This window comes from Streptomyces sp. NPDC018000 (genome assembly GCF_044328025.1).
Classification (GTDB): domain Bacteria; phylum Actinomycetota; class Actinomycetes; order Streptomycetales; family Streptomycetaceae; genus Streptomyces.
The window spans coordinates 292,374-307,357 of sequence record NZ_JBIRGM010000005.1; the positions used below are offsets into that span (position 1 = coordinate 292,374).

Genomic DNA, 14,984 nt, shown 5'->3' on the forward strand with positions numbered 1-14,984 from the left:
CGCTGTTTGCCAGCAGTGTGCCATGGGCGGGCCACCCAGAACACTGCCACTCTGAATTTTTCAGAGTGCCCCTTGCCAAGTGTTCTCGACAGGGGGAGAGTTGGTGAGTGAACCAGTTCACGTAGTCACGGCCGCCCTCATGTGCGTGGGATCGCGGAGTGTGACGCAGCCCCCACTGTGAGGAATCGGTTGTGGCACCTGGCAGTACGCTTATCCCCCGGCTCATGGATCTCAGCCCCGGGACGGAAGCGCTCCGGTACTGCTTCGCGCTGCCTGCGCATCCCAAGTCGGTGGCCGGTGCACGGCGACTGACGAGGGCTCGGCTCGACAAGTGGCGGCTGGACGAGGACACGCACGAGGCGGCGATCCTGATCGTCTCGGAACTGGTCACCAACGCGGTCATGCACACCGAGAGCGCTCGCGTCGTGTGCGAACTGCACTGCCTCGGCAGACGGCTGCGGATAGCCGTACAGGACCAGGGACACCAGCCCGGCGGGCCGCAGCTGTGCCGTACCGCCGATGACGAGCACGGACGCGGCCTGCTGCTCGTCGACGCGATGAGCAGCTCCTGGGGTTTCCGCGACGCGGGCAACGGCTCGGGCCGCATCGTCTGGGCAGAACTGCCGCAGGGCTCGGAGCGGTCATGTTGAAGAACGCAATCTCCCATTTGCTCGGAGTGCGCCGCTCCCGTGAGCCCCAGCGCGCCGCCGGCACGGGCACGGTGCAGCTGCCGCTGCCGCCCGCGCTGTCGGCGAACCTGGGCTGCGACGCGGTGGGGGTGCCGTCCCGGTACGGCTTCCGGCTGATGTCTCATCTGCCACGCACGGGCTGCGTCTTCGCGGATGCCGACCGCTGGTGGTGGATCGTTCCTGCGGGCTCCGACCTCGATCTGGACTGGCCCGCGCAGGCCGCCTATGTGAAAGGGGCCTGTGTTCCGGCCGTACGGCCACGGCTGATTCACCAGCCCGACAACCGCACGCCGTACACCCCGCCCATCCCGCTTTTCCTGATGGTGTGCCAGGTCACCGGTGTGACGCCGTCGTGGGCACCGTCCGGCGGCGCACGCGCCATCTCCGCTCCCTGACCCAGTCCGGCCGCCGAGCTGTCGACGCCGCATCCGGCGGGCTCGCCCGGCAGTGGGCTTTCGACGGTTGACGTGCTGCTTCACCCACCGGACACCCCGGTCACGCTGCGTTGTCAGTGGTCCGTTCTACTGTGGCACCACTGATCGAAAAGCCCGCGGCAGGCGGGCTGTCCGGGTGTGAAGGGGGCGGGATCGTGCGCCGCTGGGAGTACGTCGAGGGCAGTGCCTCGAAGTTCTGGGAGACCGAGGCCGAGGGTGCCGTGGTAACGGTGCGCTACGGGCGGTGCGGGAGCGACGGGCGTACGCAGACGAAGGAGTACGCATCGGCCGAGGCCGCGTCGGCGCAGGTCCGCAAGGCGATCGCGGAGAAGGAGAAGAAGGGGTACCGCGAAGTGGGGGTGTCGGCTTCGGGCGCCGCAACGGCCACGGAGGCTGCCGCGGCGACTGTGACCGCGCCGGGCGTGGTTCCCGAGGCGGCCACTGCTGCGCTTCTTGAAGCGGACACTCCCACTCTGCCCGACGAGGACACCTTCGTTCTTCCCGCCGGCTGGCGGCGGATGCTCCACCCCCGGCGCGGCGGGGTGAGCCGGGTGCCCGTCAAGGCGCGGCAGGAGGCACTCGACACGGTCGAGGAGCGGATCGCCGAAGAGGCCGCCTGGATCCAGCAGTTCGTGGACGCGCCGCGTTCGGATGCCGAGCTGGCGGACCATCTGCGGGCGCATGTCGCCGGAAACCCTTCGCCGGTCGGAGCGGCCGTTCTCGCCTCGGTCGTCAGGCTTCCCGTACCCGACTCCGTGTGGGCGGACCACTGGTCCGAGCGCTACGGTCTGCCGTTCGCCGCACGTGCCGCGGTCGAGCTGTTCTCGGTCGACGCCGACTGGCAGAACGACCGCCACCGGCGGAGCGAGCCGCGGCTGGAGGTGCTCGCAGGCCCGCGTCACGCGTACTGGGCGAGGGATCGCCGCTTGCCGATGGACCGGGTTCGTGCGCTGCTCGCAGCGGCCGACGAGGATACCTACCGGGCGACGGTCGAGGCCCTGGCCGGATCTCGCACCGGCGCCCTGCGCAAGATCATCGTCTCCTATCTGGTACCGAGTGAGACCGACTGGGTCGACGACCTCTGCACGGATTCCGGAGTGCGCGGGGAGCGGGACCGCACTCTGCGTGCCATGGTGTTCAGCTCGCTGAACTCTGCCGACCAGATGGCGCGGTTCCCCCACCGGGCGGACTTCACCGACGGCGTCGCGTTCATCGCGACGGTCGCCGAAGGCATCGGACCGGCGATCGCTCCTCTCCTGGCCGACTCCCTCAACGGCAACCACTACTACGCCGACGACGTGAAGCTCGTCGCCAACTCCCTGGTCGAGTTCCCCACCGACGAGGCCTTCCTCGCTCTTCTGGCCCATGCGGACTCGAAGCATGTCCGCTCGGCTCTTCTCGACGCCATGCGCCGTTATCCGGTGCGTGCGGTGCGGCTGCTGGCCGCCGAGGCACGCGGCAGCTCGGCCCCGCCGTCCAGCCGGACGCTGCTGCGCGGTCATATCGGCGCCCACCACGAACTGGTGTCGCTCGCTCTCGGGGACCTGGACGCCGAGGTCGTGGAGGTCGTCGAACCGCTGCTCAACCCGGCGGATCTGATCGCCGATGCATCCGTGGACGCCCTGCCGGGCGTGCTGACGGCGCCACCGTGGTCCCGGCCCCGCACCCGGGTCAAGGCCGCGGTCGTGACAGGGCTGAGCGCGGTGTCCGAGCCCTCGCTGAAGTGGCTGCCCGAGGAGCAGGCCGCATGGGCCGCCACCTCCTCCTGGTACACGACCAAGCGCGACAACAGTGACTGGGAGAAGGACACCGCCACCCTGCACCGCGACTTGAGCCTGGGCGACCTGCGGTCGGCATGGGTCTTCGTCCACGGTCCCGAGGAGCTGGTCACTCCGCTGCTCGCCACCTGGGATCCGACCGACCTGTGGGACGGCGTGGACACCCTCAAGCCGATCGCCGCCCGCTTCGGCCTCACGGCACTGCCGCTGCTGCTGCGCGCCGTGCCCCGGCAGCCCAGTGCGCTCGCCCCGCTTCTGCTCCCGTTCGTCGATGTGCAGGTCGCCCGGCACATGGCGGACTGGTCGGCGCGGCTCAAGTCCACTGCGGCGACCGCCCGTTCCTGGTTCGTCCGGCACGGCGTCGCGGCCGCCTCGCTCCTGGTGCCGGACGCCGTGGGCAAGCCGGGCACCGCGCGGCGCGCCGCCGAGCAGGCACTGATGCTGATCGCCACGGTGCACGGCGACACCGTGGTGCGCGATGCCGCCCGGGCATACGGCCCGGAGACGGTGGCCGTGGTGGAGGCGCTGCTGGCCACGGACCCGCTGGAGCGGGCACTGCCCGCCAAGATGCCCGTCCTGCCGGGCTGGGCGGAGCCCTCGCTGCTGCCCCAGATCGTGGTCCGGTCCGGCGGTGCGCTGCCGGTGCAGTCGGTGCGCCACGCCCTGACGATGCTGGCGCTGTCGAAGCCCGGCGAGGTGTACCCGGGGGTCCCTTCGCTCGTCGAGACGGCCGATGCCGCTTCGCTCGCCGACTTCGCCTGGGCCCTTTTCGAGCAGTGGCAGCTGGCCAATCTGCCCGCGAAGGAGTCGTGGGCGCTGCACGCGCTGGGACTGCTGGGCGACGACGAGACGGTCCGCCGACTCACACCGGTCATCAGGGCCTGGCCCGGTGACGGCGCGCACCACCGGGCGGTGGAGGGCCTTGATGTACTGGCGTCCATCGGCACCGACGTCGCCCTCCTGCATCTGCACGGCATCTCGCAGCGGGTGAAGTTCAAGGCGCTGAAGGCACGCGCCCAGGAGAAGATCGCCGAGGTCGCCGCGGGTCTGGGGCTGACCGGGGAACAGCTCTCCGACCGCCTGGTGCCGGACTTCGGTCTGGACGCGGACGGTTCGACGGTCGTCGACTACGGCACCCGTTCGTTCACGGTCGGCTTCGACGAGCAGTTGCGGCCCTACGTGCTGGACGGTGACGGCAAGCGTCGCAAGGATCTGCCGCAACCGGGCGCCCGGGACGACGCCGAGCTCGCCCCGGCGGAGCGCAAGCGGTTCATGGCGCTCAAGAAGGATGTCCGGACGATCGCCTCCGACCAGGTGCGCCGGCTGGAAGCCGCAATGGTGACCGGGCGTTCCTGGACGGCCCAGGAGTTCCAGGAACTGTTCGTCGGACATCCGCTGCTGTGGCATCTCGTACGCCGACTGGTGTGGCTGAGCGAGACGGACGACGGCGTGCGCACGGCGTTCCGGGTCGCGGAGGACCGTACGTTCGCCGACGCGGAGGACGATGTCTTCGCCCTGGCCGACGACGCGACCGTGCGGCTCGCGCACCCGCTGCATCTCGGGGCGGAACTGACCACCTGGTCCGAGGTGTTCGCCGACTACGAGATCCTTCAGCCGTTCGCGCAGCTCGGGCGTACCGTATACGGGCTGTCCGAGGAGGAGACGGCGGGTTACCGGCTCACCAGGTTCGAGGGCCTCAAGGTGCCGACCGGGAAGGTCCTGGGGCTGGAGCGGCGCGGCTGGGAGCGCGGTGTGCCGCAGGACGCCGGAGTGGAGCGCTGGATCTCCAAGCGGCTGACCGACGACTGCTATCTGGTGATCGCCCTGTACGAGGGCATCGCGGTCGGAGTGGTCGACATGTTCCCCGACCAGATCCTCGAAACGGTCTGGCTCGACAGCCGTCCCAATGATCACTGGGACAGCCGCAGCCACCCGTTCCGTTTCTCCGACCTCGATGCGGTGACCGTGTCCGAACTCCTCGGCGACCTGACGGAACTCACTGAGGGCGTCGCATCATGACCGTACGGAACGAGACGCGCGTCGAAACACCGGACGGCGGTCCGGCTGCGGTACAGCGGCCACCGGCCGAGGTGCGGTACGCCGAAGAGCTGGCCGCGCTGCGGGCCGACGACCGTGATCCGCGGCCGCCGGGCTGGGAGTTGAGCCTGCGCGCTGCGCGCCGCTTCATCATCGGTGACGCGGACGCGGGTGTCAGCCGGAAGTTCGTCGGCAATCCCTCGCTGGTGGACAGGGCACTGGTCACGCTGGCGACGAACCGTGGGCTGATGCTGGTGGGGGAACCGGGCACCGCCAAGTCGCTTTTGTCCGAACTGATCGCGGCAGCGGTCAGCGGGGACTCGACGCTGACGGTGCAGGGTGGCGCGGCCACCACCGAGGACCAGATCAAGTACGGCTGGAATTACGCACTGCTGGTCGCCGAGGGGCCCTCCACCCGCTCACTCGTCCCGGCTCCGATGCTGCGCGGCATGGCGGAGGGCAGGCTCGTGCGGTTCGAGGAGATCACCCGCTGTCCGCTGGAGGTGCAGGACTCGTTGCTGTCGCTGCTCTCCGAGCGGGTGGTGGCGATACCCGAACTGACCGGACCGGACGGCATGGTATTCGCCCGGCAGGGGTTCAATGTCATCGCGACGGCCAACACCCGGGATCGCGGCGTCAATGAGATGAGTGCGGCGCTCAAGCGGCGTTTCAACTTCGAGACGGTGTTCTCGATCCCGGACCTGGACACCGAACTGGCGCTCGTCGAGGCGGAGGTGACCACTCTGCTGCGGCGTTCGGGAGTGGAGCCGCCGCCGGACCGGGACGTGCTGGAGGTCCTGGTCGGTACGTTCCGGGAGCTGCGTGCGGGGGCCGGCGAGAAGCGCGGACCCGGTGGGGGCCCGGACCGTCCTTCGGCGGTGATGAGTACCGCGGAGGCCGTCTCGGTCGCCCATGCCGTGGGGGTGCGCGGCTGGTTCCTGCGCGGCGAGCCGGGCAGTGCCGCCGATGTGGTGGCGTGTCTGGCGGGGACGGCGGCGAAGGACAGCCCGGAGGACCTGGCCCGGCTGCGCCGCTATCTGGAGCAGCAGGTGCCGCGCCGTCGTAGCCCGGCGTGGCAGGCCCTGTACGACGCACGCCATCTGCTGGCCGACTGATGCCCGCGGTGTTCCTGGGGGTCCGTCACCACTCCCCCGCCTGCGCACGGCTCGTCGAGCGGACCATCGAGGAGCTCCGGCCCGCCCAGGTGCTGATCGAGGGGCCCGCCGAGATGAACGGACGGCTGGACGAGCTGCTGCTGGGGCACGAGCTGCCGGTCGCGGTGTTCAGCCACTACCGCGATGACCGGCGGTCCGCGACGTCCTGGGCGCCGCTCTGCGACTACTCGCCCGAATGGGTCGCTCTGCGGGCGGGGCGGGCGGCCGGTGCGGAGGTCCGTTTCATCGATCTGCCGGCCTGGCACCCGGCGTTCGCCGAGCGCACCAACCGTTATGCCGATGCGGAGGCCCGCTACGCGGAGGCGACCGAGCGGCTGTGCCGGCACTTCGCGGTGGACTCCTCGGACGCCCTGTGGGACCGGCTGTTCGAGGTCGAGCCCGACGACGGCCTCGCCGAACGGCTCGATGCGTACTTCGCGCTGGTCCGCGGTGATGCGGAGGCCGATGCGAGCGACCGGGCCCGCGAGACGTACATGGCGGCGTGGGTCCGGGCGGCGGTCGCCGTGGCCGGGGACCGGCCGGTGCTGGTGGTGACCGGCGGCTTCCACCAGCCCGCGCTGCGGGCGCTCACCGAGTCCGGTGGCGAGAGCGATGCGAGCAGTGACGGCTGGGAGCGGCGCATGGACGGCTGGCCGGAGGTGCCCGCCCCGCCGGGCGGGGCCATGGCCGGGAGCTTCCTCGTGCCTTACTCCTTCCGGCAGCTGGACGCCTTTGGCGGGTACCAGTCGGGGATGCCGTCTCCCGGCTACTACCAGCAGGTGTGGGAGGCGGGCCCCGAAGCCGCGGCGGACGGTCTGCTGCGCGTGGTCGTCGAACGGCTGCGGGCGCGTAAGTACCCGGTGTCCACCGCCGATCTGATCGCCGCGCGGAGTCTGGCCCAGGGGCTCACGGCGCTGCGCGGCCATCCGCGCCCCGCCAGGGTCGATGTGCTGGACGGTCTGGCGGGCGCCCTGATCACGGACGACCTGGACCGCCCGCTCCCATGGACGAGCCGGGGCACGCTGTCGACGGGTACGCATCCCGCGGTCGTCGAGATGGTGGCGGCCTGCAGCGGCGACCGTACCGGGCAACTCCATCCCGGCACTCCGGCGCCGCCCCTGGTTCACGATGTGGCGGCGCAGCTGGCCGGGCTGGCGCTCGACGGCGGCCCCGATGCCTCGTACCGCCTCGATCTCACGGACGCGGCCGATCTGGAGCGCAGCCGGGTGCTGCACCGGCTGCGGGTGCTGGGGATTCCCGGTCATGGGCGGACCGCCGGTCCCGAGCACGGAATCGACCCGGTCTTCACCGAACGCTGGGAGGCGCAGTCCTTCTCCGGGCGCGAGGCCGCGCTGGTGGAGGCGGGGGCGTACGGCGCGACCCTGACGGAGGCGGCAGCGGCCGCGCTCACCGAGCGCACGCGGGACGCCGCGGCCGAGGCCGATGACCTGGCCCGGACGCTGTTCGACGCCGTGCTGTGCGGGATGGACGGGTTCTCTGAGCAGCTGCTCGGCAAACTTTCCTCCCGTGCAGCCGAGTTGAAGAACGCCGGATCGCTCGGAGACATACTCTCCACAGCCCTCGGGCTGTGGCGGCACGACCGGGTGTTCGGGGTGGCGCACGGTCCGCTGCTTGCCGCTGTGATCGACGGAGCGACGGGTCGGTTGCTGTGGCTTCTCGAGGGGGTGCGCGGCGCGTCGGGGGTGGACTTCCCTCGTCTGCGGGCCGTGGTCGCGGTGCGGGACGCGCTGCTGCACGCGCCGGAGTTGCTCTCTGTCCCGCGGGAGACGGCGGCCGCGATCGCATGGCGGATCAGCGGCGATCCGGAAGCACCCGTCGATCTGCGCGGAGCCGCGTTCGGGCTGCACCGGGCCCTGGCGCAGGTTCCGGGCCCCTCCGGGGACCCGGCCGAAGCGGTGCGTGCGGTCGCGACGGCCGGCACGGATGCGCTCGGCGACTGGCTGGCCGGGCTGTTCTCTCTCGCCCGCGACGAGGTGACGGGCGCGGTGGGGAACGAGGGCGGGGACGAGGGTGGCGGTGGCGCGGAGTCACTGATCGATGTGCTGGACAGCCTGGTCTGCTCTCTGCCCGACGACGAGTTCCTGTCGGGTCTGCCCGCTCTGCGTCAGGCCTTCGCGTTCTTCCCGCCACACGAGCGCGGCCGGATCGCCGGTCGTCTGCTGGAACGGCGCGGGGTACGCGGCTCGTCGCGTTCCCTGCTGCGGACCACCCAGGACCCGCTGCTGATCGCCCGGGCCCGCTCTCTGGAGGAGTCCGTGTCCCGACTGCTGGCCCGCTATGCACTGGGAGCCACTCCATGACCACGCCCGAACACGTCCCCGGCAGGGCGCCCGCGCCCGGAGAAGGCGCCGACGCTGCTCCCGACGCGGGGCTGGAACGCTGGCGGCTGGTCCTCGGTTCCCCTGCCGAACGGCATACAGGACCGCTGGGAGCGGGCAACGCCGGCCGGGATGCCGCACTCGACTGGCTCTACGGCCGCGACCCCGACCTCGCCGGACGCGGTGTGCGCCGCTCCGGCGCCCCCCGCAAGGGAGGTGACGGCCCGTCCGCCGTGACCGCGGTCGACTGGCTCGACGACATCCACCGGCTCTTCCCGAAGGAGACCATCGAGCGCCTGGAGCGGGACGCCGTCGAGCGGTACGGCATCCAGGAGATCGTCACCGATCCCGCGGTGCTGGAGCGGGTCGAGCCGAGCCCGACGCTGCTGCGGGCCGTGCTGCGCACCAAGCACCTGATGAATCCGCAGGTGCTGCGACTGGCCCGGCGCATCGTCGAGTCGGTGGTGAAACAGCTCCTGGCCAAGCTCCAGCCGGAGATCCGCCGGGCCTTCCACGGAACCCGGTCCCGTAAGCCCAGCCGGGTGCCACTGGCCAGGGACTTCGACTTCCGGCAGACCGTACGGGCCAACCTCGCCCACTACCAGCCGGCCGAGCGTTGTCTTCTCATCGAGCGCGCCCACTTCCACTCCCGCAGCCAGCGCCATGTGACGCAGTGGCAACTGATCCTGTTGGTCGACCAGTCGGGTTCGATGGCCGGATCGGTGATCCACTCGGCGGTGACCGCCGCGTGTCTGTCGGGCCTGCCCGGTCTCAAGACGCACCTCGTCGCCTTCGACACCCAGGTGGTGGACCTGACCGCCGATGTGACCGACCCGGTGGAGTTGCTGATGGGGGTCCAGCTGGGCGGCGGCACCGACATCGCGCGGGCCGTGGAGTACGGCGCGGGTCTCGTGGAGAATCCGCGGCGCGCGATCGTCGCGCTGATCACCGATTTCTACGAGGGCGGCGACCCCTACCGGCTGCTGCGCACGGTGCGGGCGCTGGTGGAACAGGGCAGCACCGTGCTGGGGCTGGCCGCTCTCGACGAGGACGACAACCCCGAGTACGACCGTGAGCTGGCTGGGCGGCTCGCCGCGGCCGGGGCGCACATCGGGGCGATGACGCCGGGCCGCCTCGCCGAGTTCGTCGCCGAGAGGCTGGGCCGATGACCGACACGACGAACGGCGCCGTCGCCGCACGACCCGATCTGCTTGCCCTGACTCCGGACACGCTCGCGGCACTGGCCAACCGCGGCCTGGTCAAACGGGCCACGAAGGAGCTGGACGCGGGCACGGTGCCCGCTCCGACGACCGACCCGGACACCACGGTGCGAGCCCGCTTCGACGACGGCACCACCACGGCGCTGCCGCCCGGTACGGGTCTGGACGACGGCGACTGCAGCTGCGCCGCACCGGGAGTGTGCCGTCACCTCATCGCCCTGGTGCTGGCCTATCAGCGCCGGGCCGAGGCCGAGACGGACGGCGCCCCCGCCCCCGTCGTGGACTGGTCCCCCGGGAGCACCGACGACACAACCCTCACCGATGCCGTCGGCGCCCGTCCACTCGCCTCGGCCCGCCGCACCTTCGAGCGGGGTTACGCCGCCCTTGTGCACCGCCCGTCCCCCGACCACCCCGAGCCCTGGGTCGCACTCCCCACCTGCACGGTGCGGTTCCCGGTCCCCGGCGAGATCGCGTACGCCCTGACGGATGCGGCGGCCGCGCTGCGCGGCGAGGTGGTGGCGCTCGCGGTATGGGCGTTCCGGGCCGCCGACGCAACGGGGACCGACGAGCGGTCCGTCCCCGTCCAGGTCGGCGGACGCGCCACCGCCGCGACCACGGCCGGGCCCGCGCTCGACGCGGCCGTCGAGCTGGCCGAGGAGCTGCTGGCGGAGGGCGTGGCCCATGTCGGACCGGTCCATGGCGGAGCCCTGGCACGGGCAGGTGCCGGGCTGGCCGCAAAGTCGCTGCACTGGCCCGCTGGTGCGCTCGCCGAGTTGACGGACCAGCTCACGGCGTACGCCGACCGCAACGCCCACTACCGCCCGGAGCTGGTTGCCGCCCTGGTCACCGAGTTGTACGCCCGTCGACGGGCCGCCGCGCTCCCTGGCGTACTGGGTACCGGCGAAGCCGGGGACACCCCGCTGCGCCGGGTCCGGCTCACCTCGCTCGGCTGCCGTGTCCACGGCACGCCACACTCCCTGATCTCCGAGGTGTATTTCGCTCATCCCGGTGCGGGCACCGTCCTCGTCCTCCGCAAGACCTGGACAGCTGCCGAGGGCAAGGAGCTCACCGGCCACCGGCTGTCCACCCGCCGCGTCCTCGCCACGCCGCTGAGCTCACTGGCCACCGGAAGCGTGGTCAGCGAGAGCGTGCGGCGCACGCCGAGCCGCGCGCTGACGATCGCCCGGGGCCGGCTCGGCACGACGACCATCACGCCTGTCGGCACCGCCTGGACGGAGCTTCCGGAACCCTTGCTCGTGCGGGATCTGTCCGCGCTGGCGGCGGGCTGGGAGGGCCGGCCGCCCCGGCTGATCCGGCCGCGGGTCGAGGCTGAGGCGGTCCATGTCGTGGCGCTGTCACAGGTGGAGAGCGTCGGTTACGACCCCGCCGAGCAGCGCCTCGAAGCCGTCGTGCGCGATGCCTCGGGGACCCGTGCGCTGGTGACGTCGGACTACCGGCCTCAGTGCCCCGGTGCGTTGGACGCCCTGGCCGACGCGCTGAAGGGCGGCGCCACCCATGTCAGTGGTTCGGTGCACCGCTCCGGCAGCGGAATCCGGATCGATCCGGTCGCGGTGCTGACCCCGGCCGGGGTGGTCGTCCCCGATCTCGCCCCCGATGACGGTTCCGCAGCGTTGACAGCGGCGGTGCACCGTTCCTCCGATCCGCTGACGGCGGTTCTGGACGAGGCGGTATCCGCCATGTCGGCGGTGCCGCACAGCGGACTGCGCCATCTGAACAGTCCCGCCCGCTCCCGTATCGACGAGGCGGCGACGGCGCTGTCACGCACCGGTCTGGCCCGGGCCGCGACCCTCCTGCGCGCCTTCCTCGACGCTCTGGACGACGGGGCCGCGCCGAACCCGGAGGGCATCGCCGCCCGTTCCGACGCATGGCTGGAAGCCCAGCTCCACTTGCTGGTCAGCAGCGAACTCCGCTTCTGCCAACCGGGCTTCGCCGCCACGCCGGGATCGCCGAACGGCACCTGACACCGGCCGCCGAACGCGAGGACCTCGTCGTCGCTCGGTGTCGGCCATCCGGAGCTCATTACCAGGACCGCCCGCTATCCGACGGCACTCCAGCAGTACGAGACCGGACCGCGCGACACTCTCGCCCAGGTCAAGCTCACTGTCTGCACGTCGTGGCGTGGGGCGGGCCGGGTTTCTTCGCCGCCGGACGTTGAAGACCAGGCTACGCGCGGTTCAGATAGGCGAGTCGGGGATGGACCTTCGTGTACCCGTCGAGAAGGCGTCCGGCCACGGTCACCGAGTCGACCAGCGGGTGCAGCGCGAAGGCCTTCACGGCAGCGGCGCGTGAGCCGCTGTCCGCCGCGTCCAGTACCGCGCGCTCGACGGCCTTGACCGCGGTGACCAGACCGACGGCGTGGTACGGAAGCGGGTCGACGGCGACGGGACGGGCGCCGTTCGCGTCGACCATGCACGGCACCTCGATGACAGCGTCCGCGTCGAGCACGGAAAGCGTGGTGCGGTTGCGGACGTTGAGGATGAGCGAGGTCCGTTCGTTGCGGGCGACGGCCCGCATGAGGGCGAGCGCCACCTTCTCGTAGCCACCGGACTCCAGATCGCTCTCGTCCCGCTCGCCGACTCCGGCGGCCTCCCGGTTCTCCGCCATATAGGTGGCTTCGCGTTCGGCGCGGGTGCGGTCCCAGATCGCCAGTGCGGGGGCGGCCGGATCCTTCACCCGGGCGTAGAAGCTCTCCTGCTGCTCGCGGAGAAAGGCGCCGCGGGTCCGCTCGGCGTCCTGGTAGGCGCGTACGGCTTCCCGGTTGAAGTAGTAGTAGTGCAGATACTCGTTGGGGATGGCGCCCAGCGACTGCAGCCAGTCGACGCCGAAGAGTCTGCCTTCCTCGAAGGAACCGAGGAGTTCCGGGTCCGCCAGCAGCCGCGGGAGTTCGTCGCGGCCGTCGACATTCAGTCCGCGGACCCAGCCCAGATGGTTGAGGCCGACGTAGTCGATCCGGGCCCGGTCGGGGTCGGCGCCGAGCACCCGGGCGATACGTCGGCCGAGGCCGACCGGGGAGTCGCAGATGCCGATGACCCGGTCGCCCAGGTAACGGGACATGGCCTCGGTGACCAGGCCCGCCGGGTTGGTGAAGTTGATGACCCAGGCGTTCGGCGCGAGTCGCGCGATGCGCTGCGCAAGGTCGACGGCGACGGGCACGGTGCGCAGCCCGTACGCGATGCCGCCCGCCCCGACCGTCTCCTGGCCGAGTACGCCTTCGTCGAGGGCGACCCGTTCGTCGGCTGCCCGTCCTTCGAGGCCGCCGACGCGGATCGCCGAGAAGACGAAGTCGGTGCCGCGCAGCGCCTCGTCGAGCTCGGTGGTGGCGGTGACGGCGGGCGCGTCCGGGACGTTCGCGGCCTGTTCGCCGAGCACCCGGGCGATGGCGGTGAGCCGGTCCACGTCGGTGTCGTAGAGGGTGACTGCGGACACGCGGCCCTCGGCGTGATCGGCGAGCAGCGCCCCGTACACGAGTGGCACCCGGAATCCGCCGCCGCCCAGAATTGTCAGCTTCACGCTTCCGCATGGTACGTGGGCGGGCCCGGACGGGGCCCGAGCGACTTCGGGCTGCAGCTCTCCCCCGGCGCCGACAGCACCCGGCCCGGTGGCCGCGGGCCTGCGGATCCGCGGCCACCGGGCCGGTGATTCGTCGCGCCCGGGCCCCGGCGGACGGGTCGGGTCAGTCGCCGCTCCACCAGCGCGAAACGGCCCGCCACAGCCTCGCCGGTGCGGCTTCGCCGCGCTGCTGCGGGATCCGGCCGGCGGCGGACTGCCCGGCGGACGTGCCCCCGGACTCGCCGGAGACCGTCGCGGTGGACGTCACACCAGACGCACCAGACGCACGAGACGCACCAGACGCACCACCAGTCCCACCTGTCATACCCGTCGAGGCAGGCGCCGGTGCCGCACCGGGAGTGCGTCCGGGTGCGGTGGCGGTGCGCCGGACCGTGGGCTGCGCCTCCCAGTCCTGGCGCGGCGGGTTCGGCCTCCCCATGGACGGCGGTTCCTTGTCGTCCTGCGGCGTACGCGCGGCAAAGTCCGCCGGAAGCTGCACCAGGTGCCGGCTCATGATGTTCCCGATCCAGCTCAGCTCGCTCTCGTCGACGGCGAGTTCGAGGTCGGGGAGCCGCATCAGCAGGGCGTCGACACCGACGTCCGCGATGGCGCGTCCGATGTCCTGCCCGGGACATTCATGGGGGCCGCCGCTGAACGCGAGGTGGGCGCGGTTGCCGTCCATGTCGGCGCCCAGGTCGGGCCGTACCACCGGATCGGTGTTGGCCGGTGCGATGCCGACGATCAGGGCGTCGCCCGCTCTGATGTGCTTACCGCCCAGTTCGGTGTCGCCGACGGCCCAGCGGCCGAAGACCGCGGTGAACGGCGGTTCGTCCCACAGGGTCTGCTCGACCGCTTCGGGCACCGTCATATGGCCGCCGCTGAGCCTGGCGCGGAAGCGGGGGTCGGTGAGCACCATGCGCAGGACGTTGGCGATCAGGTTGGTGGTCGCCTCGTAGGAGGCGATGAGGATCAGCCGCAGATGCTCGCTGACCTCCCGGTCGTTCATTCCTGCCGGATGTTCGACGAGCCAGGTGGCGAAGTCGTCCGCGGGTTCGCGCCGGCGGCGTTGGACGAGCCGGGTCAGCGCCTCGAGGACGTAGGCGTTGCTCGCGATCGCGGTCGCCGTGCCGCGGGTCATGTCGCGGGCGGCCTGCACCATCCGGTCGTTGTACTCCTCGGGCATGCCGAGGATCGCGCACATCACCATCATCGGCAGCCGCTCGGCGAACTGGCTGACCAGGTCGACGCGGCCTTCCTGGCAGAAGTCGTTGACGAGCCGGTTGCTGTAGCGGTTGACATGGCGGCGCACCCCGCGGGTGTCGATGCGGCCGATGCTGTCGGTGACCGCGCCGCGCTGGCGTTCATGGGTGGCACCGTCGGCGAAGACACAGACCGGCTGCCACGTGAAGATCGGGGCCAGCGGGTGGTCCGGTGCGACGGTGCCGTCCTGCAGGGCCCGCCACCGCCGGGAGTCACGGGAGAACTGCGAGGGGGTACGGGTCATGTGCAGGTTCTCGCTGTGCCCGAGGACCAGCCAGGCGGGTACGTCTCCGTGCAGCAGTACGGGGGCCACGCTGCCGTGTTCGGCGCGCAGCTTGTCGTACAGCCCGTGTGGGTCCCGCTCGGCCTCCGGGCCGTAGAACCGGCGTAGTCCGCCTGGGCCGGTACCGAGGCCGTGTGCCGGGCACTCGGGGGGCGGAACCGGCCCCTGTGCCGCTCCGGGCTCGTAGTGGAATGGAGTTGTCACGATCGCTCCAGGGATC

Annotated in this window: 9 protein-coding genes; 7 read left to right on the top strand and 2 right to left on the bottom strand. The window is 71.4% G+C overall.

Annotated features, from left to right (window positions below; translation table 11 throughout):
• Positions 1–191 precede the first annotated feature (191 nt).
• From ACH4EW_RS15715 to ACH4EW_RS15745, 7 genes are all read left to right on the top strand, one after another.
• Positions 192–650: an ATP-binding protein gene (locus tag ACH4EW_RS15715; RefSeq protein ID WP_398256701.1), complete on the top strand. Its 459-nt coding sequence runs from the start codon at positions 192–194 to the stop codon at positions 648–650.
• Complete coding sequence (locus tag ACH4EW_RS15720) at positions 644–1,084, top strand: hypothetical protein (protein WP_398256704.1); 441 nt, start codon at positions 644–646, stop codon at positions 1,082–1,084. Before ACH4EW_RS15715 ends, ACH4EW_RS15720 begins: the two co-directional genes overlap by 7 nt.
• Before the next feature lie 194 nt (positions 1,085–1,278).
• Positions 1,279–4,920: a WGR and DUF4132 domain-containing protein gene (locus ACH4EW_RS15725; protein ID WP_398256707.1), complete on the top strand. Its 3,642-nt coding sequence runs from the start codon at positions 1,279–1,281 to the stop codon at positions 4,918–4,920.
• On the top strand, positions 4,917–6,053 hold the full coding sequence (locus tag ACH4EW_RS15730; RefSeq protein WP_398256710.1) for an AAA family ATPase: 1,137 nt from the start codon (positions 4,917–4,919) through the stop codon (positions 6,051–6,053). The genes ACH4EW_RS15725 and ACH4EW_RS15730 overlap by 4 nt, the downstream gene beginning before the upstream one ends.
• Positions 6,053–8,413 (top strand): DUF5682 family protein, encoded by a 2,361-nt coding sequence (locus ACH4EW_RS15735; protein ID WP_398256712.1) that lies wholly within the window; start codon positions 6,053–6,055, stop codon positions 8,411–8,413. Before ACH4EW_RS15730 ends, ACH4EW_RS15735 begins: the two co-directional genes overlap by 1 nt.
• Positions 8,410–9,600: a VWA domain-containing protein gene (locus ACH4EW_RS15740; RefSeq protein ID WP_398256715.1), complete on the top strand. Its 1,191-nt coding sequence runs from the start codon at positions 8,410–8,412 to the stop codon at positions 9,598–9,600. The genes ACH4EW_RS15735 and ACH4EW_RS15740 overlap by 4 nt, the downstream gene beginning before the upstream one ends.
• Positions 9,597–11,633, top strand: a complete 2,037-nt coding sequence (locus ACH4EW_RS15745; RefSeq protein WP_398256717.1) for a hypothetical protein — start codon at positions 9,597–9,599, stop codon at positions 11,631–11,633. Before ACH4EW_RS15740 ends, ACH4EW_RS15745 begins: the two co-directional genes overlap by 4 nt.
• 202 nt (positions 11,634–11,835) lie before the next feature.
• On the opposite strand, the gene ACH4EW_RS15750 is transcribed toward ACH4EW_RS15745, so the two are convergent.
• Positions 11,836–13,182 (bottom strand): 6-phospho-beta-glucosidase, encoded by a 1,347-nt coding sequence (locus ACH4EW_RS15750; protein ID WP_398256720.1) that lies wholly within the window; start codon positions 13,180–13,182, stop codon positions 11,836–11,838.
• Between the two features lie 163 nt (positions 13,183–13,345).
• On the bottom strand, positions 13,346–14,968 hold the full coding sequence (locus ACH4EW_RS15755) for a cytochrome P450 (RefSeq protein WP_398256722.1): 1,623 nt from the start codon (positions 14,966–14,968) through the stop codon (positions 13,346–13,348).
• Positions 14,969–14,984 lie beyond the last annotated feature (16 nt).